The sequence below is a fragment of the Exiguobacterium qingdaonense genome, assembly GCF_018617855.1.
Lineage (GTDB): Bacteria > Bacillota > Bacilli > Exiguobacteriales > Exiguobacteriaceae > Exiguobacterium > Exiguobacterium qingdaonense.
Genome location: NZ_JACSKY010000008.1, coordinates 73005 through 98691, shown reverse-complemented (window position 1 = coordinate 98691; position 25687 = coordinate 73005). Strand labels below are relative to the sequence as shown.

Sequence of the window (25687 nt, the reverse complement as noted above, 5' to 3'; positions counted from 1 at the left end):
GATTCCATGAAGTATTTAGTCACCGGGGCGACCGGTAAACTAGGATCGAAAATCGTAGAAGAGTTACTCAAGTCGATTGATGCGAATGACCTCGCTGTCAGTGTACGCAATCCGGAGAAAGCATCGTCACTCAAAGAACGTGGCGTTGACGTGCGACACGGAGATTTCGATCAACCCGACACACTTGATGAAGCGTTCAAAGGCGTCGAACGGCTGTTGATCATCTCGGCAGATGGAGACAATGATGAGCGGATTCGCCAACACACGAACGCGGTCGAGGCGGCAAAACGGGCAGGTGTTTCATTCATCGCCTACACGAGCCTCGCCGATGCGACAGACAGTGAAAACTTGATGGCACCTCCGCATGTCGCCACCGAGGAAGCGATCGTGGAATCAGGGATACCGTACGCGTTTTTACGTAACAACTGGTACTTAGAGAACGAATTATCGAGCATTCAAGCCGTACTCGACGGGGCCCCATGGATTACGGCGGCCCGGGACGGGAAAGTCGGTTGGGCGCCGCAACAAGATTATGCGGAAGCGGCGGCGAACGTCCTGTTAAAAGAAGAACAAGAAAGTGCGGTGTACGAATTGTCTGGACCACTCCATACCCAACAGGACTTGGTCGATGCGCTCAGTGAAGTGTTAGGGCGGGACGTCATGATGCAGGAGCTGAACCTCGAGGCGTATGAAGAAACGATGCGTGGTGCGGGGATGCCCGATGACGTTGTCGCGCTTCTCACCGGCATTCAAAAGAGCATTCGTCAAGGTACGCTTGAAATTCATGAGAGCGACTTTGAGCCGGTGCTCGGGCGTCCGGTCACACCGCTCACTGAAGGGATTCGTCAATTGCTTGATCAATAGGAAAGATACCCCTGACTGTTTAGTCGGGGGTATCTTGTTTAGGTACGCTTTGAATGGTCGTCAAGTTGAGTCGTCACATCTTCGAGCGAGTTTGCCGTCACAGCGAGTCGATCCGACATCGAACTGAGCTCTTTTTGAATGGCGACTTGTTCTTCCGTTGCGGCGGCAACATAGTGAATCTGTTGCTGAAGTTCGCTTGCCGCATGTTTCGTCGATTCGAGACGTGTCTCGAGCGTTTCCATTTGTGTCGTGACCCGTTGGCGTGTCTCTTGAATCGAAGCGATTTGTGCGTCGATTTCAGAAACATCGTCCGTAAGGCGTCCAAAGACGGCGGTGACATCATGTGTGACCGTTTGACAGTTCTCTGTTGCTTGTTTGAAAAGATGGGCAGACTTTGACACGACAGTCGTGTCTTCCATCAATCCACTAAGAACACGGGTCATCTCGGATGCGTACTCACGTGACTGGGCCGCGAGCTTCCCGACTTCAGAGGCGACGACGGCGAATCCACGACCAGCCTCTCCGGCACGCGCTGCCTCGATTGAAGCGTTCAACGCAAGCATATTTGTCTGTTCACTGATTGAGCCGACTTGCTGTAAGATACTTTGAATTTCAGTTGAACGATTGGACATCGTCGCGACGATACGGTCGAGTTGTTCCGATTCGGTAATGATCTCTTGTACTTTCATCTCCATGAGTCGCATATCTTCATTACCAGAGAGGGCATCTTTGGCAATCCGAGAAGAGGCCGAGGCCGTCTGTGCCATTCGCTCTTGAATGAGCGCCGTGAGCGAACGGATCGATTGGATTTCGTCCGCCCCCTGAATCATGGAGCTTTGCTGTGATGAGGCATGTGCGACAATCGGGTCGACCGTGACAGCGATTTGCTTACCTGATTCGAGAGATTGGGTCGCTGCGGATTCGAGTTCTTCTGCGTGATTATTCAACGATTGGACGAGTGAACTGACATCTTGAATCGCCTTTCGTACCAACTCGTTTGTCTCTCGTTCTTGCGTTTCGACACGTTCCGTTTCCTTGTTGCGGAAATAGATTTGAGCAACGAGTACCATGCTGAGTAAAATTAAGTACACGGCATGGACGAGCAATAAGCTGAAGGGATAATCGCTCGTTCCACAAATCATTTCAGGAAATAAGAAATACCCTGCTAAATGTTGGACGGCAAAGATACCAGCGCTATATAAAATCAAGTCGATGCGACGCATGAACGATAATATTGCGAGTACGATGAAGATAGAGAAGTGATACTCAACGAGTCCTTGTCCGCCCGCGACTGTCGAAATGCTAGAGAACGTGAGCGTGAGCATCATCCAATAAGAGAAAGTTGAGCTTTCTCGCTTCATCGTGACGAGCATCATTCCGAAGAGAAGAAGCGGGAGGACGAACAGAACCCATGTCGTAGCTGAATACACATAGCCATCCGCACCGTTTCGTAAAATCGTATACGTGTAAGCAAAATCCGTAAATCGGTGAAGCAAATGAACGATGACCGATGTCATCACAATCAACAACGTCGTCAACAACATCAACTGATTTCTTTTGGTGAAACTCATTCTTTATTCCTCGCATTCTTATGTTTATTTGGTGGGGCTCTATTCATATCGGACAAATGTCACAGATGTTTATGAACATTGCGCATCCATAACAAAAAAAGAGCACGAGGCTCTTATTGTGAGTACTTAATTTAACCCAAGCCATTTCTTGACGGGCTCACGGAAGATGTATGTGACGACAATCAACCCGGCGAAGACGAGCGCGGCGATGACGATTGTCGTGACGCTACCCGAAGCGAGGCTCGCTCCGAGAAAGCTGTAGGCGAGTGTCCCGGGAATCATGCCGAAAACGGTCGCAAGAACAAAGGCGCGGAAACGAACGCGAGAGATTCCACCTGCGTAGCTCAGTAAGTCAAAACTGACGATCGGGATGAGACGTAGGATGAAAACGTATAAAAATCCACGGCGTTCCATTTGTGCGAACAGCTTCTCTGACCATGGGTAGCGATCGACATTCACAACGGAACGTCCGAAGAAACGTCCCATAACATAACCGGTCGTCGCAGCCGCTGTCGCCCCGATGATGATGTAGAGGACCCCTGGCCACACCCCGAATGCGAGACCCGCTCCGAGAGAGAGGACGGAAGTCGGTAAAAAAGCGACGGGCCCGATGGCGTAGAGTAGGATAAACACGAGTGGGCCCCACCAGCCGAACGAGAGAATCAAATCTCGGATATCGGACGGACGCAACTCGTAATGAAAATGGGTAATGTAGAACAACGTACCGAACACCAGTAAAAACAAAGTGATTTTAAGCCAACGTGGCATGAGGCGTCCCTCCTTTTCTTCTAGCATAGCGCACATCGAATAGAAGTTTAGGATAGGATGTGCTAAAAATCGAAAGGTTAGCCCCGATTTCCTTCGTAGCGCTGAATCCACTCATCGACAGTCATCTTTTCGACGAGTTCTCCGACCAAGTCAAATGGGATTCGCTTTACGTTATTGAAACGAATGCAGCTTTTTCCCATATCGAGTTTTGTCGTCACGCGTTTTGCATACTCCTGTTCGAACCAGGCGAGCAATTCAGGGTCAGAGTAAATCCCCATGTGATAAAGTCCGACATGTCGTTTTTGAGCAATCACACTGATGAATGGTAATGGGGTGTGGGGTGTGACATGATACCCAGACGGATATGTGTCGAGCGGAACGACGTAATGAATCCCATGTCCATCGGTCGTCTTTTCAAACCCGGCAGGTAAATGTTCATCGATGACCTCAATCAGATGGATGAAAGAGTCGAGTCGTGCCTCGTCTACTAATGTCGTTACGTCCATCACAGTTCACTCCCTCTTAAGATTTTCTCCATTTTCTTTCCCTTCGCCAACTCATCAATGAGCTTGTCCAAGTAGCGGATTTCACGCATGAGCGGTTCTTCCACGTTCTCGACACGCACGCCGCAGACGACTCCTTTGATGAGGGTGCGGTCTTCATTCAGGCGAGGTGCTGAATGAAAGAACGTATCGAAGTCCACTTCGTCCGCAAGTTGACGTTCAAGTCCATGTTTATCGTATCCGGTCAACCACTCGATAATCGTATCGACCTCTTCTTTCGTTCGTCCTTTACGTTCAGCTTTTTCGACGTAAAATGGATAGACGCTCGCAAAGCTTGTTGTATAAATACGATGTGCCATATGTGTCCCTCATTTCAGTGATGTTTCCCCTATTTTCTCACATATCGGCCGAAGCAGGTTGAATCCACTCCGATATTCCAGTTAAATTTCGATAGGTTGCGTCCGGTTTCACATCGAACTGTTCAAATGGCAAGTCGTTTCGGTTGATCCAGGCCGTATGGAAACCGAAGCTTTTCGCCCCGGCGATGTCCCAGCCGTTCGACGATAAGAAGAGCACCTCGTCACGACGAAGTCCTGACGTTTTGAACCAATGCATGTAGGCGGCTGGTGTCGGTTTCGGTTGTTTGATGCCGTCGATGCTGACGACCTCATCGAAATAATCGGCAAGGCCGGCGTTACGGAGCAGTGCCTCGAGCATTTTGTCCGTCCCGTTCGAGAGGATGACGGTCTTCACGTCATGCAGCTCTTTCAGGACCGATTCGACCTCCTCATAAGGAGTCAAGTGCGCATATGATTCAATGAGGCGTTGTTCGATGTCCTCCGTTGATGTTGCGTCATGGACGTCGAGCGCGTAGCGTAGCGCATCTCGGGTCACGATATCGAAATCCTCATAGCGTCCCATCATGTGGCGCAAAAAGAAATACTCAAGTTGTTTCGTCCGCCATACTTGGCTGATGGCTGTTCCTTTTTCCGGAAACTCCTGTTCACAGGCGTCCTTGACGGAATGGACGTCAAATAATGTGCCATAAACGTCAAAGACGATGGCTTTGATGGTTCGTTTCATAAAAACATTCCTCCTTCTGTGTCGTTATACCCGTATTGTTCATAATATAATAGGAGAAAGGGGGTTCGACATGTATATTCCAAATCAATATTCCGTCAAAGAGCGAGCTGAAATTCACGCTTTTTTACATGCGTATCCGTTTGGGACGATCGTGACATATGATGGGGACAAACCGATCGCGACGCACGTCCCGTTACGATTCGATGAGGCGCGCGGTCAACTGACGACCCACATCGCGAAAGCGAATCCGCAGTGGCGGACGATTGAAGAACAGCACGTCCTCGTCATCTTCAAGGGACCGGACGCCTACGTTTCAGCGTCCTGGTATGGACACGAGGACGTATCGACATGGAACTATCAAGCGGTGCACGTTTACGGACGAGCGACGATTCTCAATGAGGGCGAATTAGTGGAGGAACTTGCAAGATTGCTTCACGATCACGAAGGAGAGCGTGATCATGCCGTGAGTTGGGATGCATTATCGGAACCGGTGAAGCGCCAAATGCATGGTGTCGTCGGGTTTCGGATCGATATCACGGACGTGCAGGCAATGTTCAAACTAAGTCAAAATCGAAACGATGTGGACCATGAACGCATCGTATCCGAGCTCGAAAATGAACATAAATCCATCGCGGACGTCATGCGACGACAACGGAAGCCTTAATCAACCTGTCCCAAAGTGACAGGTTTTTTCATATTTTGAGCCGAACAGCGGTTGACATGACATGGGTGCAGGTCTATACTCATAACTGATAATGATTATCAGTATCGACAAAATACAGAGAAGTTCGAAAAGGAGAAAAATCACGTGAACAAGACAATGAAGAAGTGGTTACATATGTTCGTCTTCGCTTCGGCGTTTGCACTCATTTTAGCCGGTTGTGGTTCAGAAGAAGCTGAGAACGCTTCCACGAATGAAGGTACGGAGGAATCGGCAGAAGGTTATCCGATCACGATCGAGCATGCATTCGGTGAGACGGTCATCGAAGAAAAACCAGAACGTGTCGCAACGATTTCGTGGGGGAACCATGACGTCGCACTTGCCCTCGACGTCGTACCGGTCGGATTCTCGGCTGCGAACTACGGTGTCCAAGATGGCAGCGGCATGCTCCCATGGACAGCTGAGAAGTTAAAAGCACTCGGGGAAGAGAACCCGAACATTTATCAAGACACAGACGGATTAGACTTTGAAGCAATCGCGGACTCAAGCCCTGATGTCATCTTGGCGGCCTACTCGGGCATCACGCAAGAAGACTATGACACGCTCAGCCAAATCGCACCGGTCGTCGCTTACAAAGAGACACCTTGGGTCACACCATGGCAAGACATGGTTCGCTATGATTCACTTGCGATGGGACTTGGCGAAGAAGGCGAACAGTTGATCAAGGACACGGAGCAAATGATCACTGATAAGGCGACAGCCGTCCCTGAAATTGCTGGAAAGAAAGCCGCCTTCGTTTCGATGAGCGCGGAAGATCTTTCAAAATTCTATATTTATACGACGGGTGACCCACGTGGTGCCTTCATCGAAGAGCTTGGGATGGAGTACCCACAAAACATTAAGGATGAAGCTGCAAAAGTAGAGAGCTTCTACCTTGAACTTAGTAAAGAGAACGCAGATATCTTGAACGATGTCGACATCTTCGTGACATACGGAAATGAAGACACGTTGAAGGCGCTCCGAGCAGACCCGCTCTACAGTAAAGTACCAGCCATCGAACGCGGATCGGTCGTCTTGATCGAAGATAACACGCCACTCGCAGCGGCTGGAACACCGACGCCACTCTCAATCGAATATACGATTGATGAGTACGTTTCACGCGTATCGGATGCGCTCGCAAAAGTAAAATGATGCAAAATCAGGTGAAGCAGATGCATCCCCCGAAGTACTTCCCGGTTCTTTTAATCGGAACGCTCGTACTGACGGTGATGTGTATTCTGGCATCCCTTGCCTTCGGCTCCAGAACAGTCGGGTGGAATGAACTGCTAGACGGTTTATTCCGTCCGGCTGTTCAGTCGTATGAAGCGGACATCGTCCGGGAACGGGTCACCCGGACAATCTTCAGCTTCATGTGTGGGGCAGCGCTCGGTGTGGCGGGGGCGCTCATGCAGTCGGTGACGCGTAACCCGATTGCCGACCCGAGCATTCTCGGTGTCAACACGGGTGCGGCGCTCGCCGTCGTCATCGGCATCGCATTTTTCAATATTTCGACAGCGAGTGCGTTCATCTGGTTCGCACTCGTCGGGGCGTTATTGACGGCCATCTTCGTCTTTGGCATCGGTTCGCTCGGTCGAGGTGGGGCGACCCCGCTCAAACTCGTCTTAGCGGGAGCGGCGACGAGTGCGGCGTTATCATCACTCGTCATGGCACTCATGATTCCGCGTTCGAACGTCATGGACCAGTTCCGCTTCTGGCAAGTCGGGAGTGTCGGAGCGGGAAATGTCGATTCCATTTATACGTTTTTACCATTCTTGCTCATCGGTCTCGTGATTGCGGTCGTGACCGCACCTTCCTTGAACGCACTCGCGCTCGGGGAAGAGATGGCGAAGAGTCTCGGGGTTCGAACGGGTACGTTGAAGCTGACGGCTTCGTTCGCGGGCGTCATTTTGTGCGGGGCAGCGACGGCACTTGCCGGACCGATCGGCTTCATCGGATTACTCGCCCCTCATTTGATTCGGCTCGTGCTCGGTCCGGACCAACGCTATCTCATGCCGATGTCTGCCCTAGCAGGTGCTGTCATTCTGACCTTCTCTGACGTCGCCGGACGTATGCTCGGAAGCCCGGGGGAGCTTGAGGTCGGCATCGTGACGGCGTTCATCGGAGCCCCGATTTTGATTGTATTGACGATGAAAGTAAAGGTACGAGGATTATGATGCAACCAGTAATCGAACAAATCAAACAAGGACGAACGAAACGGCGACGCCGCTACATCGGCATGACGCTCTTCTTGACCGCCATCGCGGTCGTATTGAGTGGCTTGATGCTCATGTTGGGCAATACGATTTATCCCGTTCAAGACGTCATCCGCGTCTTGAACGGGGAAGACGTGAAAGGGGCGACGTTCGCGATTGAAGTACTTCGTCTCCCGCGTATGCTCGCCGGTGTTTTTGCCGGGGCAGCGTTCGGGGCTGCGGGAACGATTTTCCAAACGATGCTTCGAAACCCGCTCGCCAACCCGAACGTCATCGGCATCACGACCGGTTCGAGTGCGGCGGCTGTCTTTTGCATCGTCGTCCTTCAATCGAGTGAGGCGATCATCTCGATTGCGTCGATTGTCGGAGGATTGGTGACGGTGCTCATCATCTACTTCCTATCCAAAGGGGCCGCCTTCTCGATTGGTCGCCTCGTCTTGGTCGGAATCGGGATTCAGGCGATGCTGACAGCGGTCATCAACTATTTACTGCTCATCAGTCGCCAAAACGATGTCGCGATGGCGATGCGGTGGTTGACAGGAAGTTTAAATGGGGCGAAGCTAGAGGAGTTGCCGCCTTTAATCATAACAGTGCTCATCTGTTTACCGATTGTCCTGTTACTTACTCGTCAGCTCGAAATGCTCGAGCTTGGAGAAATGGCGGCGACAGGGCTCGGAATCAATACGAACCAGACCCGGTTGCTTCTCATCATCGCCGCAGTGCTCATGCTCGCCCTCGCGACGGCGACGACGGGTCCGATTGCGTTTATTGCCTTCTTGGCAGGGCCGATCGCCAAACGTCTCGTCGGAATGAACCATGCGGGAATCCTCCCGGCGGCACTTGTCGGGATTATCTTAGTGCTCGCGGCCGACCTCGTCGGACAATTCGCCTTCACGGCACGCTATCCGGTCGGTGTGATCACCGGAATCATCGGCGCGCCTTATCTCTTATACTTGTTGATTCGGATGAACCAGAAAGGGGACTTTTAAATGGCATCTATTATGAAAGTGGACCATCTCACCTCGGGATACGAGGACAAGATGATTTTGAACGACATCAGTCTTGAAATTCCGAGCAATCAAATCAGCATCATCATCGGTGCGAACGGTTGCGGGAAGTCGACGCTACTGAAGACGATGGCCCGCCTCATCAAGCCGAGTGCCGGTCAAGTGACGCTCTACGATAAACCGATCTCGAAGATGGCCCCGAAAAAGCTAGCGCGTGTCCTCGGCATGTTGCCACAGTCCCCGGTCGTACCGGAAGGGATCACGGTAGCCGATCTTGTCGGTCGCGGCCGTTATCCGCATCAATCATTTTTAAAGGGATGGTCGAAAGCCGACTATGAAGCCGTCGCCGAGGCGATGGAGATGATGAACATCACCGAGTTTGCGGACCGACCGATTGATGAGTTGTCAGGCGGACAGCGGCAACGCGTCTGGATTGCGATGGCACTTGCCCAACAGACAGACGTTCTCTTTTTAGATGAACCGACGACATATCTCGATATCACGTATCAAGTCGAGATTCTCGACTTGTTGACGGACTTGAACCGAAAGTATGGGACGACGATTGTCATGGTGCTTCACGACATCAACTTGTCGGCGCGTTACGCGGACTATATTTTCGCACTCGATAAAGGAAAGTTGATTGCGGAAGGAAAGCCGTCGGACGTCATCACATGTGATTTGATCCATCGTGTGTTCAATCTTCGTTGTTCGGTCATGTGTGACCCGGTATCCGGTTCACCATCCGTCGTTCCGATCGGACGCCACCACGTGCAGGCAGAAACAGAATCGGCACCTGTTGCGCAGCTTGAGTTAGTGTAGGTGAGAAAGGGAAGGAGCGAACGTTCCTTCTTTTTGCTTTCCTATGAAAGCGTTCTAAAAAAGTCGTTGACTTCTATCCGGCGTGGGTGTATGCTAAAAATCCTGCCTAAAAATGTGAGGCATGGGAACTGGTAGCAGTTCATTCAATTCTGGAGAGGAATGACTCATATGAACTCAGAACAACTAGTCGAACGCGCACGCCAATTGAAGGACAATGCCTATTCACCATATTCGAAGTTTCGCGTCGGGGCGGCACTTCTCATGAAGGATGGTACGGTCATCGACGGTGTCAACGTCGAGAACGTCTCGTTCGGAGCAACGAACTGTGCAGAGCGCACAGCCATTTTCACAGCAGTCGCTCAAGGATACAAAAAAGGTGACTTCGAAGCGGTTGCCGTGTCTGGGGACACGGAAGACTTCTTGCCGCCATGTAGCATCTGCCGCCAAGTCATGGTCGAGTTTGGTGGTCCTGACTTCAAAGTACTTCTCACAAACGGAAATGCCGATGTGAAAGAAGTGACGCTTGGGGAGCTTGTCCCGCTCGCGTTCACCGATTTGGATATGTAATAAAGAAGCGCTGATTCTGCCTAGAGTCAGCGCTTCTTTATTAGTTGTTTTGTTGTACAATAAAAAGTACAATAAAACAAAAAGGGGTGAAAATGATGTCAACCATCACATATAGTGACGCTAGAAAAAACTTCAAGAAAGTATTGGATCAGGTGCATGAAAATAGTGAGGCAATTGTCATCTCACGTAAAAACAGTGAAAATGCAGTGATCATGTCTGAACAAGAATATGAAAGCCTGATGGAAACGATTTATTTGTTGCGTAGTCCTAAAAATGCTGAACGTTTATTAGATTCTATTAAACAAGTTGAAAATAACGAATCAAAAGAAAGAAAATTGATGAATGAGTAAGTCTCTGTTATTCACAGACAACGGTTGGGAAGATTATTTGTACTGGCAAAAAGAAGATAAAAAGAAATTGAAACGTATTAATTCGTTAATTGAAGACATAAGAAGAAACGGAAATTTAAATGGAACTGGAAAACCAGAAGCTTTAAAGGGGAACCTACAGGGTTTCTATAGTCGGAGAATCGACTCGGAACACCGACTTGTTTATCGAGCAACAGCTCAGCACGTCGAAATTTTACAGTGTCGCTATCACTATTCATGAACTAGACTCACATCATTCGGAGATAAGATTCTTTTTTGAGATTTCGAGAACAATCAAGTAACACAAGCGTATGGAAAATACTATGGAATCACTTCATGGACATGGCGTCGAGGTTGCTATATTTCAGAAGTGGAAAACGAGCAAAAGAAGGATCTACTTCCAAGTTGACCCTCTCATAAGAAAATCTCCTGAAACACGAGTTTCAGGAGATTTTTGTTATAGACTGATTGATTCACCGTCTTTAGGAACATATAGTCGATTAGCGAAATCATGATCTTCTGCATAAACACGTAAGTCAGTCCATGACAAGTTCCAGTGGTTCACTGCTTCCGTATGAACGGCGATGATACTGGCATCCGTGGCAACTTCTGCTATATACTCGAGTGTCGTTTCCCAACGAATCAAGAATTAAATGCATTTTTAGATGGACACAGCAAATATGTGAACTACAAGCTATCACTCGTCATTCATCAAAATCCCCAGTGAATCGTTGGATTCACTGGGGATTTGTTGTGTCATGTCTTCTCCCTGCTCGAATGATGAAGCGATATTCTTCACTCTTGAAATAGGTTTCCGTGAACTCGAAGCGACTGCCGTCCATGAGGAATGAATAGAGCATCACTTTTAAGATTGGGGTCCGATCGCTCACCTCAAGCATCTCGGCGATCTCCTTTGGTGGTAACACCGGGATGAACTCTTGGACGCTGTCAGCAATCTTCAGATTTTTGATATTCTCAATGTAATCGTACTTTGATCGCGTCATTACCTCATACGTTAAATCCGGAAACAGTTGAACAGGAAGGTACGTATCTTCCACAATGAGCGGCTCATCGTTAGCAAAACGTAGTCGACGGACATAGTAGACGAGGGCGTCCGCCTCAAGTTTGAGCGCTTCCCTCACTTTTTCATTTGGTGTCTGCACGGTAAAAGTGAGCACCTTGCTCGTCACTTCTTTCCCTTCCTGCCTCATATCTTCAGTAAAACTTTTCAACTCGTACATGTTATGTTCCATCTTTTCTGACTGCACGTACGTGCCACTTCCTTGTCGTTTCCAAAGCAAGCCTTCTTCTTGGAGGAGTTTGACCGCCTGCCGTATAGTGACCCGACTCGCCTTGAATTTTTCGACAAGTTGCGCCTCTGTCGGGATCGCTTCACCGGGTGCCCAGTCACCTGTCTCAATAAATGTACGCATCTGTTGAGCGATCCGTTGATAAAGCGGGGATTTGGTTTTCATATTCATGACCTCCTGATTCACACGTTCGTTAATTCCAGTATACAAAAATAAAACGTTTTCAAAAAGGTGTTGACTGTATAGATAATATGTATTAAATTTGTATTGTAATCAATTAGGTATGTATTTGAAAGGAGAACGCACACATGAAAAAACCACAGCGTCTCGTCGTCGTCGGTGGAGGTAGTACGTACACGATCGGCATGATCATGAGTTTGATTGAGGAAAAGGCACACTTCCCACTTCGTTCCATCACGTTTTACGATACAGATGAATTGCGTCAAGAACGTGTCGCCAAAGCGAGTGAAGTCATCTTGCGTGAGCATTACCCAGAGCTAGAGTCATTCGAATACACGACGGATAAGGAATATGCCTTTAAGGATAAGGACTTCTTTTTCGTTCAAATTCGAACGGGCGGTTTGGAAATGCGCGAAAAAGATGAACAGATTCCGCTTCGTCATGGCGTGGTGGGACAAGAGACGTGTGGACCAGGTGGGATGTCGTACGGGATGCGTTCGATCGGGGACATGATTGAGCTCGTTTCGGACATTCGATCTGGATCACCGGACGGTTGGATTTTAAACTACACGAACCCTGCCGCCATCGTCGCAGAGGCGCTCAAGCGTGCGTATCCGAACGATCAAAAGATATTGAACATTTGTGACATGCCGGCAGCCATCATGGTGAGCTATGCGAAGATTCTCGGAAAAGAGATTTGGGATCTCGTTCCAGAATATTTCGGACTGAATCACTTCGGCTGGTTCACAGGCATCTTCGACAAGGAAGGAAATGAACTCACGGAAGACATCAAACGTGCCATTTTGGAAGACGGCTTCATCCCGGAAGATTCGGAAATCGCGAATGACCCGTCTTGGATCAAGACGTTCAAGCAAGTCGAGAAGATGCTCACGGACTTCCCGGAGTATTTGCCGAACACGTACCTTCAATATTACTTGTACCCATCAGAGATGGCAGAAAAAGAGGACGTCACGAATACGCGGGCACGTCAAGTCATCAACGGACGTCAAGAGCGTGTCTTCTCAATGTGTGACCAAATCATTGCGGATGACTCACTCGAGAATGTTCATCTTGAAGTCGACATCCACGGTTGCTATATGATTCGGGTTGCGGCATCACTCGCTTACAACAATGGTGATATTTTTATCGTCATGGTGAAAAATGATGGGATCATCGCCAACCTCCCAGACGATGCGATGGTCGAGGTACCGGCGATGTTGACGAATCGGGGACCAAAACCATTCGCTGTCGGTAAGATACCTCGTTTCTATAAAGGAATGATTGAAGGACAGCTTGCTTATGAACAACTCGTCGTCGATGCGTATTTTGAGAACAGCTACGAAAAAGCACTTCAAGCGCTCACACTCAATCGTACAGTCGTCGATGCACCAGTGGCACGTCAAATCTTGGATGATTTGATTGCCGAGAACAAATCATATTGGCCAGAGTTGCATTCTTCAGAACCGGTTTCAATACGTTAACAAGAAAGGGGATTTCCCCTTTCTCTATGTCAAAAATGATAACGCTTACAACATAAGGAGTGAATCGAATGAGTCAATGGTTTGGAGTTTTCCAAAAGTTCGGTAAAGCGCTCATGGTGCCGGTTGCTTTACTACCGGCAGCAGGTATATTGCTCGGGCTAGGGGCAGCGCTCACAGGACCGCTTGCAGACAGTTGGACGTTTTTACAGAATGACACGATTGAAGCGATCAGTGCTGGGATGTTACAAATTGGACTTAGTATTTTCGTGAACTTACCGATTATTTTTGCAATCGGGGTCGCTGTCGGATTGTCAGGAGGATCAGGGATTGCCGCGCTCGCTGCACTTGTCGGATATGTCATTATGAACACGACAATCTCGATCTCACTTGGCATTACGGCAGAAATGGCGGCTGAGAGTGGCGAATATGGCATGCTACTCGGTATTCCTTCTCTTGAAACGGGAGTACTAGGCGGAATAGCTGTCGGATTGCTCGCGGTATGGGTATACAAAAAGTTCCATACATTCAATCCACCGGAAGTGTTAGGGTTCTTTGCAGGTGATCGGTCTGTCGGAATTGTCATGGTCTTCTTCTCAATCATACTTGGATTTGTCATGATGCTCATCTGGCCACCGATTCAATCGGCATTGACGGCGATGGCAAACGTCATCGCGAGCGATGCGACGAATCCGGCGTATGTCGGATTATATGGAATGTTGGAACGATTGCTCATTCCAACAGGCTTGCATCACATTTGGTACGCACCGTTCCTTTGGACGTCTCTCGGTGGGACGGCGACGGTCGGTGAAGCGGTCGTGAATGGTGATCAATACATTTTCCTCGCTCAAATTGCGGAAGGCGTTGAAGTGACGGCTGGACGTTTCATGTCAGGGAAGTTCCCGATCATCATGTTCGGTCTTCTTGGAGCGGCGCTCGCCATGTATCGTCAAGCAGATCCGGACAAACGTCCTGTCGTACGGGGTCTGTTGATTGCTGCCGCTGGTACAGCGTTCTTGACGGGAATCACGGAACCAATCGAGTTCACATTCTTGTTCGTCGCACCACTTCTCTATGTGGTCCATAGTGTGTTGACAGGAATCTCCTTTGCGCTCATGTATGCGCTCGATACTCATATTGGCTGGGCTGGTGGATCGGGACTGATTGATTATATTTTAGTGAACGTCTTACCAGGCACACCGCGTTGGTGGATGAATATCGTCGTCGGGATCGGTTTCTTTATCGTCTACTACGGTATCTTTACGTTCGCAATCAAGAAATGGAACTTGGCGACACCGGGTCGTGGCGGTCAAGAAGCAAAACTGTTTACGCGGAAAGACTACAATGATAAAAAATCAGGACAGTCTGCGATCCAAACGACTGCGCTTGCGATTGAGGAGGCACTCGGAGGACGAGATAACATCGTCGACATCGATGCCTGCTTCACCCGACTCCGTGTTGAAGTGAAAGACATCTCTCAAATCGATGAAGATGAGTTGAAAGCGCTTGGCGCGGCAGGTGTCGTTAAAGTGAAAAACAATATTCAAGCAATCTTTGGAGGACGTTCTGACCTTTACAAGAATGAATTGCTGCGCATCCATAAAGAGATGGATGAAGCGAATTGACTGGAGGCTCAACCTTGTGGTTGAGCCTTTTTAGCCTTCATCTAAATCGTGCTGAAAGGGTACGATGTATGTTTCTCATATCGCTTATTCATCATTCTCTAGTAATCTAAATGTATAACAAGTAAAGGAGGAGTGTATGATGCCGCATGTTGTATTGTATATTGCGATGAGTTTGGACGGGCAAATCGCTCGAACGGACGATAAACTCGATTGGTTATTTGAAGTAGAAGGTGAGGGGGACAACGGGTACGCTGACTTTTACAAGACGGTCGGTGCCGTAGTGATGGGAAGAAGGACATACGACGAGATCCTACATTTATCTGAAGCATATCCGTACGCCGATATCCCTAACTTTGTGATGACGAGAAACCCAGACCGCAAGGCGGATCATGTCACGTTCACGGATGAGCCGATCGATCAACTGATTCATCGATTGAAAGCGGAAGTCAAAGAAGATATATGGCTCGTCGGCGGCGGGGAAGTGATTCAATCTGCGATGCGACATGAGTTGATTGACCGTTACGAGATTGCGGTTGCACCGGTCGTGTTAGGGGCGGGAATCCCGCTTTTTCCGAACGGGACGAAAGAAACGAAGCTACGGTTGATGAATCAGCAAGTATATGGCCAGTTCATGATGTTGACTTACGAGCGAGAACCAACATAAAAATGGATATCCAATTTCCTTCTTTATCAAAACCTCTATTGTAATTAATTATAAATAAAGTGAAAATATTAGTAACAATTTCTTTATTTTTGATACTAATATATTTTAATTTATTTAACGGGCACTGGAGGTGACCATGCGATGTTCATTCAGCTACTTGCAAATTCATGTATTTCATTCACAGGTATTTATTTCATATCGAAAATTGTGAATTATCCTACTAAACATGAAAAGAGTAAACACGTGATAGTCGGAATCTTATCCGGTTATTTAGGTATCTTTTTGATCTCGCATGGTGTCCTCTATGAAGACGTGGTGAAAATCGACTTTCGCTATCTTGTATTCATTCTCCTCGGCTTTTACCGATTGGTGTCTCCGATGTTCATTGCCGCGACAATCATTTCGATCTATCGATTCAGTTTCGGATTCAATGTTCAAGCAGTCATGGCATGTGTAGCCATTTTTATAATCGCAGGCGGCATCGTCATGTTATATCGGATTCGTACGTTCGATCACCACTTCCTTAAGTTCGGGATGGTCATGAATCTTTGGGCAAGTCTAGTGGTGAGTATCACGATTTATGTAAATGGTGGATTTACTCTACCGGCGGTGAATGTCGCCATATTGGTCATGTGTATCAGTTTGCCTGTTGGGCTACTGATCACAGTGTTAAACATCGATGTTTATTTGATTAACCATCGTGTAAGAGAATACAAAATATCAGCTGAAACAGACCATTTGACGGGATTGGCCAATCGTCGCGCATGGGAAATGCAGATGAAGAAAATGAAAGAGCGTTATGCAACTTGCAACGTACTGATGTTAGATATCGATCACTTCAAACAAATCAACGATCGTTATGGTCATGCGAACGGGGATGAGATTTTAAAGCAATTTGCAGAACTGATGCACCGTGAGACGAGGGAGCATGATATCAAAGCACGGATTGGCGGGGAAGAGTTCGGTATTTTGATTCCGATGCTCTCTCAGACCGAGATCGTCAAGGTGGCAGAGCGGATTCGGGACAGTATTTCGAAACATAAGTTCAAACTATTGGACCAACAACGTATCCATATATCGGTGTCTATCGGGATAGCGAACGGGAAGAGCGAAGACCTTCATAAGATGGTACATGTAGCCGATGACTGCTTATATCAGGCAAAAAATAGTGGCAGAAATCGTACGCATATCAATGAAAGTATAGAATACGTCCAATAAACATAGCCCCTCATGAAAAGCGTATCGGTGAAGCGGATACGCTTTTTAGTTATGGGGGATCAGGCAAAAATATCATGTAGACTGCTTCATCCTGAAGGTTGGACCCTTCTAACGTTCGAAACGTATATACGAATATGACGCCATCGAGTGCGTTTACGTCAAGCCGATGCAACCCACCTTAACACGTAGCATCCAAACGATAAATTTCTTCGTCGAGCTCTGTCGCGAAATAGCTGAAATTCAATTTTTTCAATAGCGCGATGGACGCCTCGTTCGTCTCAAGAACACCGACTTTGAACTCTTTTGCTCCTCGTTCAGCCAAGTGACGAATCAACTCCGACATCACTTCGAACGCATAGCCTTGGCGAGCACGCGTAGGTGTGATGGTGTAACCGATCCAGTATGTTGTGTCTTCTTGCTGGATGTACAAATCACCGATCAGTTCACTTGTCTCCAAATCGATGATGGCGAGTTGCGTGCCGTTTATAATCGATTGTTCACCGAGTAATGCGTTCTCGTATTCTTCAAGGGTGAGTCCTTTGAACGATTGGTATTTCATCCATTCCAAGTCGTTCCGATAGGTCATGAACGGCTCGATATCATGTCGCTCGAACGGCCGGATGAGGCAGCGGGTCGTTGTGAATGTCATCATGAATTCCTCCTCTATCAACTACGTGTATATGGTGAATCAGATATTGAAAATAGATCCCTCTTTGGAATGTATGCACGCTTAGCGAATGATGAACTATAGTGTAGAAGTACGACGGACAATCGTCAAGACATGGCGGGTAATCAAAAACCGAGCCCCTCGAGGACTCGGTTTTTCATACATGCTTCCGCTGAAACGCTGAAATGGCTTCATACTCTTCTGACAGGTGACGCGATAGCCGAATGTAGATCGGCAAGAGCTCGCGATATACGTTCGTCGCTTCCATGCTTGGGGCATGTTCGTGGGTCACTTGCGGAACCTCTTGAAATTCCTCGATGTCCCCAAAGGCGTATTCTCCGAGCATGATCGCACCGAGACATGAGCTCTCGTGACTCTCCGGTACGACGACCGGTGTATCGAAGATATCTGCCATCATCTGACGCCATAAACTTGACTGGGCGAACCCTCCCGTCGCATGAATGCGGTTCGGGGCGCCCGTCAACTCATCGAGTGCGAGCATGACCGTATACAGGTTAAAGATGACTCCTTCTAACACGGCGCGGATGAAGTGTTCGCGCTTATGGTGAATGCTGAGTCCGAAGAAGGAACCGCGAGCGTTCGAATTCCAAAGTGGAGCCCGTTCACCCATCAAATACGGATGGAACAACAGTCCGTCGGCACCTGGTTTGACCGTCTCGGCGATTCGCGTCAACACGTCGTACGCGTCGATGCCGAGCCGTTTCGCCGTCTCGACCTCGCTCGCCGCAAACTCGTCACGGAGCCAGCGGAGGATGATCCCGCCGTTATTGACCGGACCACCGATTACCCAATGCTTATCCGTCAGCGCATAACAGAAGATGCGACCTTTCGGATCTTCGACCGGTTCCGAGACGACTGTCCGGATGGCACCACTCGTCCCGATTGTCACGGCGACGATCCCTTTTTCGAAGGCACCGACCCCGAGGTTTGAGAGCACGCCGTCACTTGCCCCGATGACGAGCGGGAAGTCCCAGCCGAGCGTCTCGGTCACGTCAGGCGTTACGTGTAATATCTCTGTCGTCGGCACGAGTTCAGACAAACGTTCTGGTGTCACACCAGCGATTGCAAGTGCCTCCACGTCCCAATCTTGTTGTTTCAAATTGAACAGTCCTGTCGCCGAAGCGATAGAGTGATCGACGACGAAGCGTCCCGTCAACCGATAGAAGACATACTCTTTGATGGAGACGAACTTGGCTGTCTGTTCAAAGACGTCAGGATGTTCTGATTTCAACCAGCGCAATTTCGACAGCGGTGCCATCGGATGGACCGGGGTACCGGTGCGCATATGGAGAGCGCTCGCGTCAACGTCGCGTTTGATTTCTTGCGTATAAGGATTCGACCGACTGTCGGCCCACGTGATGCTGTTTGTGAGCGGACGTCCTGCCGCATCAAGCGCAATCAAACTATGCATCGCCGAGCTGAACGATGCGAAGCGAATCGGACCGTCCGCTTTGGCACGGACCGCCGAGACGGCTTCGAGCACGGCCCCATAGATGACGACCGGGTCTTGCTCGGCCGTCTCCGTATCGGGCGTGAGAAGCGGATACAACACGTTATGTACCGCCAGTTGTTGATGACCGTTGAACAGGACGGCTTTCGTACTCGTCGTCCCGATATCGACCCCAATCGTAAACACACAATCACTTCCTAACTTAGATGATGAATAGGCTAATCAAGAACACGACGGCAAAGCCGGTAAGTCCAATAATCGTCTCCATGATCGTCCACGACTTGAGCGTGTCTTTCACGTCGAGACCGAAGTAACGGTTGACGAGCCAGAAGCCTGAGTCGTTGACGTGTGAGAGGACAGTCGCCCCTGAGGCGATGGCGATGACGATCAAACCGAGTGCCGCGCCCGTAATGTTTTGAATTTCAAGTAACGGTGTGATGAGTCCGGCTGCCGTGACCATCGAAACCGTTGCCGACCCTTGGGCGACACGGACGACCGTCGCAATCAAGAAGGCGAGGACGATTGCCGGAAGTGGTGAACCGGCCATCATCTCACCGAGCACGTCACCAACGCCTGAATCGATGAGTACTTGTTTGAACACACCGCCGGCTCCTGTGACGAGGATGATGATTCCGGCTGGTTCGAGTGCTTTCGTTGCAATCTCTTGTACCTCGTCACGTGAGTAACCACGTCGTGTCCCGAGGAAGACGAACGTGAGGAGCGTCGCAATCGTCAAGGCGACGAACGGGTGTCCGAGGAATGTCAAGAAGTCACGGACCGCGTTGCCTTCATCCAAGAGAACCGCTGACAGTGTGTTCGCTAAAATCAAGACGAGCGGAATCAAGATGAGCGATAAAATCATTTTGAAGCTCGGCAATTCTTTTGATGTATCGATTTCTTTGAACTCCATATAGTCGGGAATCGTCACGTGAATCTTTTTAGCAATATACTTCCCAAAAACAGGACCGGCTAAAATCATCGATGGAATCCCGGCGAGGACACCGAACAAGATGACCCAACCGAGGTCAGCCCCAATCAAGTTGGCAACAGCAATTGGACCTGGTGTCGGTGGGATGAAACTGTGCGTGACCGCGAGACCCGCGAGGAGCGGAATCCCATAGTAGAGAAGTGAGCGTCCCGTCTTTTTGGCGAGACCGTATACGATCGGGACGAGAATGATGAAACCGACATCGAAGAAGACTGGGACGGCGACGATGAAGCCGGTAATCCCGAGTGCCCATTGTGCCTTGTCTTCACCGAACTTGCTGACGAGCGTCTGGGCGAGCCGTTCCGCGCCGCCTGACACTTCGAGCATCTTCCCGAACATCGCGCCGAGACCGACGACGACGGCGACGAAGCCGAGTGTCCCGCCCATCCCGTTCTGGATGGAGGCAATGACATCCCCGAGTGGCATACCGGCCGCAACCCCGACGATCAAGCTGACGAGTAACAAGGAAACGAACGCGTGGAGCTTCGTTCGAATGACTAAAAATAAGAGCAAAAAGATCCCGGCTAAGGCGATCATAATAAGTGTTGATCCAGACATAAAGTAGTCCCCCTACATTTCAATTATGTAACCGTTTACAGTTTTTTACAAAGGAAAAGGCCAACTCCCCGTGACCTTTTCCACAGATGTTACTTCTTGACGACCGAGTGACCACCGAACTCGTTACGGAGCGCGGCGACGACTTTCCCTGAGAACGTATCGTCTTCGAGTGAACGATAGCGCATCATGAGTGACAAGGCGATGACCGGTGCGGCTGCTTGAAGGTCGAGCGCTGTTTCAATCGTCCATTTGCCTTCACCGGACGAATGCATGACCCCGCGAATCTCATCGAGCTTCGCATCTTTTTTGAAGGCGTTCTCTGTAAGCTCCATGAGCCACGAGCGGACGACCGAACCATGGTTCCAAACGCGTGCGACTTGTTCATAGTCGTAATCGAACGGACTCTTCTCCAAAATGTCGAATCCTTCCGCAATCGCCTGCATCATCCCGTATTCGATTCCGTTATGAATCATCTTCAAGAAGTGTCCGCTCCCGGCAGGTCCGGTATATAAATAGCCGTTCTCGACAGACAAGTCTTTGAAGATCGGTTCAATCGTTGGCCACGCGTCCGCATCGCCCCCGACCATCGTACAGGCGCCATGTCGCGCCCCGTCCGTCCCACCGCTCGTTCCGCAGTCAAAGAACTTGATTTCCTTCTCGGCGAACTGTTCGGCGCGCGCGACCGAGAGTTTGTAGTTCGAGTTCCCGCCATCGATGACGATGTCACCTGGCTCGAGTCGTTCATACAATTCGGCGAGTACCGCTTCCGTGACGTCTCCGGCAGGGACCATCGCCCAAACGACGCGTGGGGTCGACAGCTTGCTCACGACATCCTCTAGCGTCGGCACAATCGTGAACGCGTCAGATGTGACGTCCCCAACGTCCGTGCCGATGACCGTGTGACCGTGGTCACTCAAATTGAGGGCTAGATTGTAGCCCATCTTTCCTAAACCAATCAAACCAATTTCCATATCTTCACCCCTAAAAAAGAATTTTTTTCCGTCTCTGTATTCATCATATCAAAATAAATTCGATTTACAAGAAAAATTATGGAATTTTTTTCGTATACAAAAATCGACCCCCGAGATGGAGGTCGAACGAATCAACTTGAAGAGGTTTTATCTAGTTGTTGGAAGAATACTTCGATGTCCTCAGCCGGCATAGGGCGGTTATAGAAATAGCCTTGCGCCTGGTTACACGATTCAGCTTTCAAGAATGCGACTTGATGCGCGGTCTCGACGCCCTCCGCAATAACATTTAAATCGAGCTCGTGTGCCATGCGGATGATTGTTTTGACGAGGGCCGCATCTTTCTCATCGCTCTCGATATTCTTCGTGAAATGTTGGTCGATCTTGAGCGTATCAATCGGGAACAACTTCAAGTAACTAAGGGACGAATAGCCGGTCCCGAAGTCATCGATAGAAAGATGAACACCGAGAGCGACGAGCTCATTCATCGTCTCGATGGCACGGTCCGCACTTTGAATCACGCTCTCGGTCAACTCGAGTTCAAGGTACTCTGCCTCGAGACCTGAAGCGGCGAGTGCACGACTGACGACTTCTGCCAAATCTTTTTGTGCGAACTGGACAGCCGAGATGTTGACGGCGACCCGGAACGGAGGAATGCCGGCATCCTGCCACGCCTTGTTTTGCCGACACGCCTCGTTCAGGACGAACTCACCGAGGCGGTGGATGCTTCCCGTCTCTTCAGCGATTGGGATGAACTCACCGGGGGAAATCATCCCGAGTTCCGGGTGATGCCAACGAACGAGCGCCTCCATTCCGATGACTGTCTCTGATTCTAATTGGATTTGCGGTTGATAATGGACGGTGAACTCGCCACGCCCGACGCCTTTACGAAGCGCCATCGACAAACTTGAACGACGAGAGACAGACTCATTCAACTCATGCGTGAAAAACTGATAGCCGTTCTTTCCGTCCGCTTTTGCCCGATACATGGCAATATCGGCGTTTTTGATCAACTCATCGGCCGTATGCCCATCTGATGGATGAAGGCTGATTCCAACCGAGGCACCGGTGAACACTTCTTCATTCTCAAGCTCGAACGGGGGCTGGAGAACGTTGATCAGTTCTTGGGCACGGTGGGCCGCCAGATTACTTGTCGTATGGGGTGACAAGATGATGAATTCATCTCCACCGAGACGGGCGAGCGTATCTGACTTTAGAATGATGGATTGGATTCGCGTCGTCACGTGCTTTAAAAATTGATCGCCGATTGAATGCCCGAATCGGTCGTTGATCACTTTGAAGTTGTCCAAGTCGATATAGTACAAGGCGAATGATTCTTGCTGGGTCCGTTCGAGGAGAGCATTGAGCCGGTCGTTGAACAATCGGCGATTTGGGAGACCGGTGAGCGGGTCCAAATAGACGAGGTCGTTGATTTGCGCTTCGATTCGTTTACGCTCACTGATGTCACGGATGATGCTACTGAAAAAGGTGCCTTTGTCTGTCTTCCACATTCCGAGAGACATTTCAATCGGTACCTCGAGTCCGTCTTTTCTTAATCCGATGAGTTCCACTGTTTGACCGATGACACGCTTTTCGCCCGTTGATTCGTAACGGCGCATCCCGCGTTCATGGTCATCCTGGAATCGTTCTGGGATGATAGCTGTCATCGACTGTCCGATCACTTCTTTAGAGGTGTACCCGAACAAGTCGGTTGCACTGTGATTCCATTGAAGGATGGTTCGATTGTGGTCCGCAACAATAATCGCATCGGAGGCGGACTCGATGATGGACTCAAACTTCAGTTCAAGTTCTTCGGACTGCGCCTCGAGCTGAGAGGCTGTCTTGAGCGAAGTGTAAACGAGGGCGAACAATGTCAGAATGCTGATGATGGTGACATAGATGAGAAGGGTGCGATCGACCGCATAGCCACCCATTGCCCAAATCCCAAGCCCGATGCTGAACGTGACGACTGCGACCCAGTTGAACCGTGAACCGTGTTTCGTATACTTCAGATTACCCCGGTCGAGGGCGACACCTGCAGTGAAGATGGCAATAGCAACAAATAATATGACAAGTGAGAGATTATATGTGTTACTCAGGTGGTGTTCGATGAAAAACAGTCCTTTCGATTTCAAATGGTACAAGGAATGAAATAGTTGGCGAGTGCTTTATCAGAGTAGCATATTCATGTAAGCCCCTTCTTCATTCATTTTATAGATAGAGTCAATAGTTATTGAGAGTCAAGACGAGTAACTTGACGAGAAGACATGGGAGTTGTTAAATAGTAATCGTTACTATTTAACAGAACGTACACGTGAAATGGAGGGTAATGACGAATGAGCAAAATTCCTGTTACGGTCCTGTCTGGATATCTTGGGGCCGGTAAGACGACCGTTTTGAACCATTGGTTAAACAACCGAGAAGGCAAGCGTTTCGCCGTCATCGTCAATGACATGAGTGACGTGAACATCGATGCGGATTTGATTGACCAAGGTGGCTTTACACGAACGGAAGAGAAATTGGTCGAACTGTCGAACGGCTGTATTTGTTGTACACTTCGGGATGATTTGCTCGTTGAAGTCGAGCGCCTTGTAAAGGAAGGGGATTACGACGGAATCATCATCGAGTCCAGTGGGATTTCGGAGCCTGTTCCAGTGGCTCAGACGTTCACGTTCGCAGACGAGGAGAACGGGATCGACTTGTCTCGTTTCACAAAAATCAATGCCATGGTGACCGTCGTCGACGCGTACGGTTTCCTGCAAGACATGCGTTCGAAAGATGCGTTACTCGATCGCGACCAAGCGGTTGGCGATCTTGACGATCGAACGATTGCGGACTTGTTGATTGAGCAAGTGGAGTTCGCGGACATCATCGTCTTGAACAAAGTTGACCGAACCACTCCTGAAGGATTGAAGGAAGTCCGTCAAATCCTTAAAGCGCTCAATCCAGGGGCACGCGTCATCGAGTCGACATTCGGGAAAGTTTCATCAACCATTTTGTCGCTCGACCTCTTTGATTTCGAAACGGCACAATTGAACGCCGGGTGGATTCGTGAGCTGGAGAGTGGTGGCCATCACCACCATACCCCGGAAACGGAAGAGTACGGGATTTCGAGTTTCGTATATCGTTCGAGACGACCGTTCCATCCAGAACGGTTCGCCGCATTTTTAGAGCAATGGCCGGAGTCGATTGTGCGCGCAAAAGGGTTCCTCTGGATTGCGTCACGTCATAACTTGGTGTCTGAATTTAGTCGGGCCGGATATCACCATTCGATTGAGCACGTGAGTCGGTGGGTGGCGACGCTCCCGCTCTTAGACCAGGAGTATTATTTGCGCGAGATGCCAGGTCTATCGAAGCGTTGGGACCCGGAGCACGGTGACCGTGGGACCGAACTCGTCTTGATCGGAGTCGGATTCGACCAAGAAGAAATCACTGCTACTCTTGACGCTTGTCTCGTGATGACTGGAGAAGAACTGGTGAAAACGGACCGGTTACCGGGTCGTGATACTTATGAACGAATGATTCATGCACTCGGATTGGAGATGTGACGAGATGATTCTGTCCAAGCAGTCGATTGTTCGCGCGCTAGAGGAGGGGGAGATGCAAATCGAACCCGTTGAGGCACATCAAATCCAGCCCGCTTCACTTGATTTACGGGTCGGACGACACTTTCTCCAAGTTGACACGTCACAGACGGAGCGGTTGACTCTTGATTCGACCGCAACGTATGTCGAGGTGGAAGCAGATCGGATGGTCATCCCACCGAATACATTCGTATTAGCGACGACGATGGAATATGTCAGTATCCCGAATAATATGACGGCATTCGTCGAGGGGAGAAGTTCGATTGGTCGCCTCGGTCTGTTCATCCAAAATGCAGGATGGGTCGACCCAGGGTTCGAAGGTCGGATCACGTTAGAATTGTTCAATGCCAATCAAGTGCCGATTGAGATTGAGTCGGGACGACGCATCTGTCAGCTCGTATTCGCGAAGCTAGATGAGGCGACACAAGCGTACGCCGGGAAATATGGCGGGCAAACAACAGTGACAGCGAGCCGGATTGAACAAGATATCGAAAATAGGTAAAAAACAACCTC

27 protein-coding genes are annotated in these 25687 nt (G+C 49.4%); 15 read left to right on the top strand and 12 right to left on the bottom strand.

Features of this window, described 5'->3' with window-relative positions; genetic code table 11:
- The first annotated feature begins 6 nt into the window (after positions 1-6).
- Positions 7-864 (top strand): SDR family oxidoreductase, encoded by an 858-nt coding sequence (locus KNP00_RS10200; RefSeq protein WP_215144828.1) that lies wholly within the window; start codon positions 7-9, stop codon positions 862-864.
- A 38-nt stretch (positions 865-902) separates the two neighbouring features.
- Here the strand turns inward: KNP00_RS10200 and KNP00_RS10195 are convergent, their stop codons facing one another.
- From KNP00_RS10195 to KNP00_RS10175, 5 genes are all read right to left on the bottom strand, one after another.
- On the bottom strand, positions 903-2435 hold the full coding sequence (locus tag KNP00_RS10195; protein WP_215144826.1) for a methyl-accepting chemotaxis protein: 1533 nt from the start codon (positions 2433-2435) through the stop codon (positions 903-905).
- A 126-nt stretch (positions 2436-2561) separates the two neighbouring features.
- On the bottom strand, positions 2562-3203 hold the full coding sequence (locus KNP00_RS10190) for a TVP38/TMEM64 family protein (RefSeq protein ID WP_215144824.1): 642 nt from the start codon (positions 3201-3203) through the stop codon (positions 2562-2564).
- Between the two features lie 77 nt (positions 3204-3280).
- Entirely contained in the window at positions 3281-3709 is a 429-nt protein-coding gene (locus KNP00_RS10185; RefSeq protein ID WP_215144822.1) for a DUF1801 domain-containing protein, read from the bottom strand.
- Complete coding sequence (locus KNP00_RS10180) at positions 3709-4065, bottom strand: DUF2200 domain-containing protein (protein WP_215144820.1); 357 nt, start codon at positions 4063-4065, stop codon at positions 3709-3711. The genes KNP00_RS10185 and KNP00_RS10180 overlap by 1 nt, the downstream gene beginning before the upstream one ends.
- A 37-nt stretch (positions 4066-4102) precedes the next feature.
- Positions 4103-4789 (bottom strand): haloacid dehalogenase type II, encoded by a 687-nt coding sequence (locus KNP00_RS10175; protein ID WP_215144818.1) that lies wholly within the window; start codon positions 4787-4789, stop codon positions 4103-4105.
- Between the two features lie 70 nt (positions 4790-4859).
- Between KNP00_RS10175 and KNP00_RS10170 the strand changes: the two genes are divergently transcribed.
- The 8 genes from KNP00_RS10170 (at position 4860) to KNP00_RS10135 (ending at position 10704) form a co-directional block, all read left to right on the top strand.
- Positions 4860-5453: an FMN-binding negative transcriptional regulator gene (locus KNP00_RS10170; RefSeq protein ID WP_215144816.1), complete on the top strand. Its 594-nt coding sequence runs from the start codon at positions 4860-4862 to the stop codon at positions 5451-5453.
- Between the two features lie 156 nt (positions 5454-5609).
- Complete coding sequence (locus tag KNP00_RS10165) at positions 5610-6641, top strand: iron-siderophore ABC transporter substrate-binding protein (protein WP_215144889.1); 1032 nt, start codon at positions 5610-5612, stop codon at positions 6639-6641.
- The gene (locus KNP00_RS10160) at positions 6638-7663 is read left to right on the top strand and encodes a FecCD family ABC transporter permease (RefSeq protein WP_215144814.1); all 1026 of its coding nucleotides are present in this window, start codon (positions 6638-6640) and stop codon (positions 7661-7663) included. Before KNP00_RS10165 ends, KNP00_RS10160 begins: the two co-directional genes overlap by 4 nt.
- Positions 7660-8691, top strand: coding sequence for a FecCD family ABC transporter permease (locus KNP00_RS10155; protein ID WP_215144812.1), 1032 nt, complete (start codon positions 7660-7662; stop codon positions 8689-8691). Before KNP00_RS10160 ends, KNP00_RS10155 begins: the two co-directional genes overlap by 4 nt.
- Positions 8692-9528, top strand: coding sequence for an ABC transporter ATP-binding protein (locus KNP00_RS10150; protein WP_215144810.1), 837 nt, complete (start codon positions 8692-8694; stop codon positions 9526-9528).
- A gap of 168 nt (positions 9529-9696) precedes the next feature.
- Positions 9697-10095 (top strand): cytidine deaminase, encoded by a 399-nt coding sequence (locus KNP00_RS10145; RefSeq protein WP_215144808.1) that lies wholly within the window; start codon positions 9697-9699, stop codon positions 10093-10095.
- A gap of 95 nt (positions 10096-10190) precedes the next feature.
- Complete coding sequence (locus KNP00_RS10140; RefSeq protein ID WP_215144806.1) at positions 10191-10445, top strand: type II toxin-antitoxin system Phd/YefM family antitoxin; 255 nt, start codon at positions 10191-10193, stop codon at positions 10443-10445.
- The gene (locus KNP00_RS10135; protein WP_215144804.1) at positions 10438-10704 is read left to right on the top strand and encodes a Txe/YoeB family addiction module toxin; all 267 of its coding nucleotides are present in this window, start codon (positions 10438-10440) and stop codon (positions 10702-10704) included. Before KNP00_RS10140 ends, KNP00_RS10135 begins: the two co-directional genes overlap by 8 nt.
- Positions 10705-10920: 216 nt before the next feature.
- Here KNP00_RS10135 and KNP00_RS10130 read toward each other — a convergent pair whose 3' ends face one another.
- Positions 10921-11109 carry a hypothetical protein gene (locus KNP00_RS10130; RefSeq protein ID WP_215144802.1) on the bottom strand — a complete coding sequence of 63 codons (189 nt, stop codon included), beginning with the start codon at positions 11107-11109 and terminating at the stop codon, positions 10921-10923.
- A gap of 91 nt (positions 11110-11200) precedes the next feature.
- Positions 11201-11938: a GntR family transcriptional regulator gene (locus tag KNP00_RS10125; RefSeq protein WP_215144800.1), complete on the bottom strand. Its 738-nt coding sequence runs from the start codon at positions 11936-11938 to the stop codon at positions 11201-11203.
- Between the two features lie 143 nt (positions 11939-12081).
- On the opposite strand from KNP00_RS10125, the gene KNP00_RS10120 reads away from it, so the two are divergent.
- The 4 genes from KNP00_RS10120 (at position 12082) to KNP00_RS14335 (ending at position 16938) form a co-directional block, all read left to right on the top strand.
- Positions 12082-13434 (top strand): 6-phospho-alpha-glucosidase, encoded by a 1353-nt coding sequence (locus KNP00_RS10120; RefSeq protein ID WP_215144798.1) that lies wholly within the window; start codon positions 12082-12084, stop codon positions 13432-13434.
- A gap of 68 nt (positions 13435-13502) precedes the next feature.
- The gene (locus KNP00_RS10115) at positions 13503-15056 is read left to right on the top strand and encodes a PTS transporter subunit EIIC (RefSeq protein ID WP_215144796.1); all 1554 of its coding nucleotides are present in this window, start codon (positions 13503-13505) and stop codon (positions 15054-15056) included.
- Between the two features lie 139 nt (positions 15057-15195).
- A complete protein-coding gene (locus tag KNP00_RS10110; RefSeq protein ID WP_215144794.1) occupies positions 15196-15720 on the top strand; it encodes a dihydrofolate reductase family protein in 525 nt (174 codons plus the stop codon).
- Between the two features lie 243 nt (positions 15721-15963).
- A complete protein-coding gene (locus tag KNP00_RS14335) occupies positions 15964-16938 on the top strand; it encodes a GGDEF domain-containing protein (RefSeq protein WP_338082273.1) in 975 nt (324 codons plus the stop codon).
- A 178-nt stretch (positions 16939-17116) separates the two neighbouring features.
- Here KNP00_RS14335 and KNP00_RS10100 read toward each other — a convergent pair whose 3' ends face one another.
- The 5 genes from KNP00_RS10100 to KNP00_RS10080 all read right to left on the bottom strand — a co-directional run bounded on the left by KNP00_RS10100 (position 17117) and on the right by KNP00_RS10080 (position 23734).
- Positions 17117-17590 (bottom strand): GNAT family N-acetyltransferase, encoded by a 474-nt coding sequence (locus KNP00_RS10100; protein WP_215144790.1) that lies wholly within the window; start codon positions 17588-17590, stop codon positions 17117-17119.
- Positions 17591-17762: 172 nt separating this feature from the next.
- Positions 17763-19262, bottom strand: a complete 1500-nt coding sequence (gntK, locus tag KNP00_RS10095) for a gluconokinase (protein WP_215144788.1) — start codon at positions 19260-19262, stop codon at positions 17763-17765.
- Between the two features lie 16 nt (positions 19263-19278).
- Positions 19279-20622, bottom strand: coding sequence for a GntT/GntP/DsdX family permease (locus KNP00_RS10090; RefSeq protein WP_215144786.1), 1344 nt, complete (start codon positions 20620-20622; stop codon positions 19279-19281).
- Positions 20623-20711: 89 nt separating this feature from the next.
- Complete coding sequence (gene gnd / locus KNP00_RS10085) at positions 20712-21593, bottom strand: phosphogluconate dehydrogenase (NAD(+)-dependent, decarboxylating) (RefSeq protein ID WP_215144784.1); 882 nt, start codon at positions 21591-21593, stop codon at positions 20712-20714.
- A 131-nt stretch (positions 21594-21724) separates the two neighbouring features.
- A complete protein-coding gene (locus tag KNP00_RS10080; protein WP_215144782.1) occupies positions 21725-23734 on the bottom strand; it encodes a putative bifunctional diguanylate cyclase/phosphodiesterase in 2010 nt (669 codons plus the stop codon).
- A 192-nt stretch (positions 23735-23926) separates the two neighbouring features.
- On the opposite strand from KNP00_RS10080, the gene KNP00_RS10075 reads away from it, so the two are divergent.
- The gene (locus tag KNP00_RS10075; protein ID WP_215144780.1) at positions 23927-25138 is read left to right on the top strand and encodes a GTP-binding protein; all 1212 of its coding nucleotides are present in this window, start codon (positions 23927-23929) and stop codon (positions 25136-25138) included.
- Between the two features lie 4 nt (positions 25139-25142).
- Positions 25143-25676 (top strand): dCTP deaminase, encoded by a 534-nt coding sequence (dcd, locus tag KNP00_RS10070; protein WP_215144778.1) that lies wholly within the window; start codon positions 25143-25145, stop codon positions 25674-25676.
- The last annotated feature ends 11 nt before the right edge of the window (positions 25677-25687 follow it).

What these genes read in the sequence shown, in the direction of transcription:
- KNP00_RS10185 (WP_215144822.1), bottom strand. Translation starts at nt 3,709, where the DNA reads ATGGACGTAACGACATTAGTAGACGAGGCACGACTCGACTCTTTCATC.
- KNP00_RS10180 (WP_215144820.1), bottom strand. Translation starts at nt 4,065, where the DNA reads ATGGCACATCGTATTTATACAACAAGCTTTGCGAGCGTCTATCCATTT.
- dcd (WP_215144778.1), top strand. Translation starts at nt 25,143, where the DNA reads ATGATTCTGTCCAAGCAGTCGATTGTTCGCGCGCTAGAGGAGGGGGAG.
- KNP00_RS10100 (WP_215144790.1), bottom strand. Translation starts at nt 17,590, where the DNA reads ATGATGACATTCACAACGACCCGCTGCCTCATCCGGCCGTTCGAGCGA.
- KNP00_RS10150 (WP_215144810.1), top strand. Translation starts at nt 8,692, where the DNA reads ATGGCATCTATTATGAAAGTGGACCATCTCACCTCGGGATACGAGGAC.
- KNP00_RS10090 (WP_215144786.1), bottom strand. Translation starts at nt 20,622, where the DNA reads ATGTCTGGATCAACACTTATTATGATCGCCTTAGCCGGGATCTTTTTG.
- KNP00_RS10165 (WP_215144889.1), top strand. Translation starts at nt 5,610, where the DNA reads ATGAAGAAGTGGTTACATATGTTCGTCTTCGCTTCGGCGTTTGCACTC.
- KNP00_RS10200 (WP_215144828.1), top strand. Translation starts at nt 7, where the DNA reads ATGAAGTATTTAGTCACCGGGGCGACCGGTAAACTAGGATCGAAAATC.
- KNP00_RS10110 (WP_215144794.1), top strand. Translation starts at nt 15,196, where the DNA reads ATGCCGCATGTTGTATTGTATATTGCGATGAGTTTGGACGGGCAAATC.
- KNP00_RS10115 (WP_215144796.1), top strand. Translation starts at nt 13,503, where the DNA reads ATGAGTCAATGGTTTGGAGTTTTCCAAAAGTTCGGTAAAGCGCTCATG.
- KNP00_RS10135 (WP_215144804.1), top strand. Translation starts at nt 10,438, where the DNA reads ATGAGTAAGTCTCTGTTATTCACAGACAACGGTTGGGAAGATTATTTG.
- KNP00_RS10160 (WP_215144814.1), top strand. Translation starts at nt 6,638, where the DNA reads ATGATGCAAAATCAGGTGAAGCAGATGCATCCCCCGAAGTACTTCCCG.
- KNP00_RS10140 (WP_215144806.1), top strand. Translation starts at nt 10,191, where the DNA reads ATGTCAACCATCACATATAGTGACGCTAGAAAAAACTTCAAGAAAGTA.
- gnd (WP_215144784.1), bottom strand. Translation starts at nt 21,593, where the DNA reads ATGGAAATTGGTTTGATTGGTTTAGGAAAGATGGGCTACAATCTAGCC.
- KNP00_RS10175 (WP_215144818.1), bottom strand. Translation starts at nt 4,789, where the DNA reads ATGAAACGAACCATCAAAGCCATCGTCTTTGACGTTTATGGCACATTA.
- KNP00_RS10155 (WP_215144812.1), top strand. Translation starts at nt 7,660, where the DNA reads ATGATGCAACCAGTAATCGAACAAATCAAACAAGGACGAACGAAACGG.
- KNP00_RS10120 (WP_215144798.1), top strand. Translation starts at nt 12,082, where the DNA reads ATGAAAAAACCACAGCGTCTCGTCGTCGTCGGTGGAGGTAGTACGTAC.
- KNP00_RS10170 (WP_215144816.1), top strand. Translation starts at nt 4,860, where the DNA reads ATGTATATTCCAAATCAATATTCCGTCAAAGAGCGAGCTGAAATTCAC.
- KNP00_RS10075 (WP_215144780.1), top strand. Translation starts at nt 23,927, where the DNA reads ATGAGCAAAATTCCTGTTACGGTCCTGTCTGGATATCTTGGGGCCGGT.
- KNP00_RS10145 (WP_215144808.1), top strand. Translation starts at nt 9,697, where the DNA reads ATGAACTCAGAACAACTAGTCGAACGCGCACGCCAATTGAAGGACAAT.
- KNP00_RS10125 (WP_215144800.1), bottom strand. Translation starts at nt 11,938, where the DNA reads ATGAAAACCAAATCCCCGCTTTATCAACGGATCGCTCAACAGATGCGT.
- KNP00_RS10195 (WP_215144826.1), bottom strand. Translation starts at nt 2,435, where the DNA reads ATGAGTTTCACCAAAAGAAATCAGTTGATGTTGTTGACGACGTTGTTG.
- KNP00_RS10190 (WP_215144824.1), bottom strand. Translation starts at nt 3,203, where the DNA reads ATGCCACGTTGGCTTAAAATCACTTTGTTTTTACTGGTGTTCGGTACG.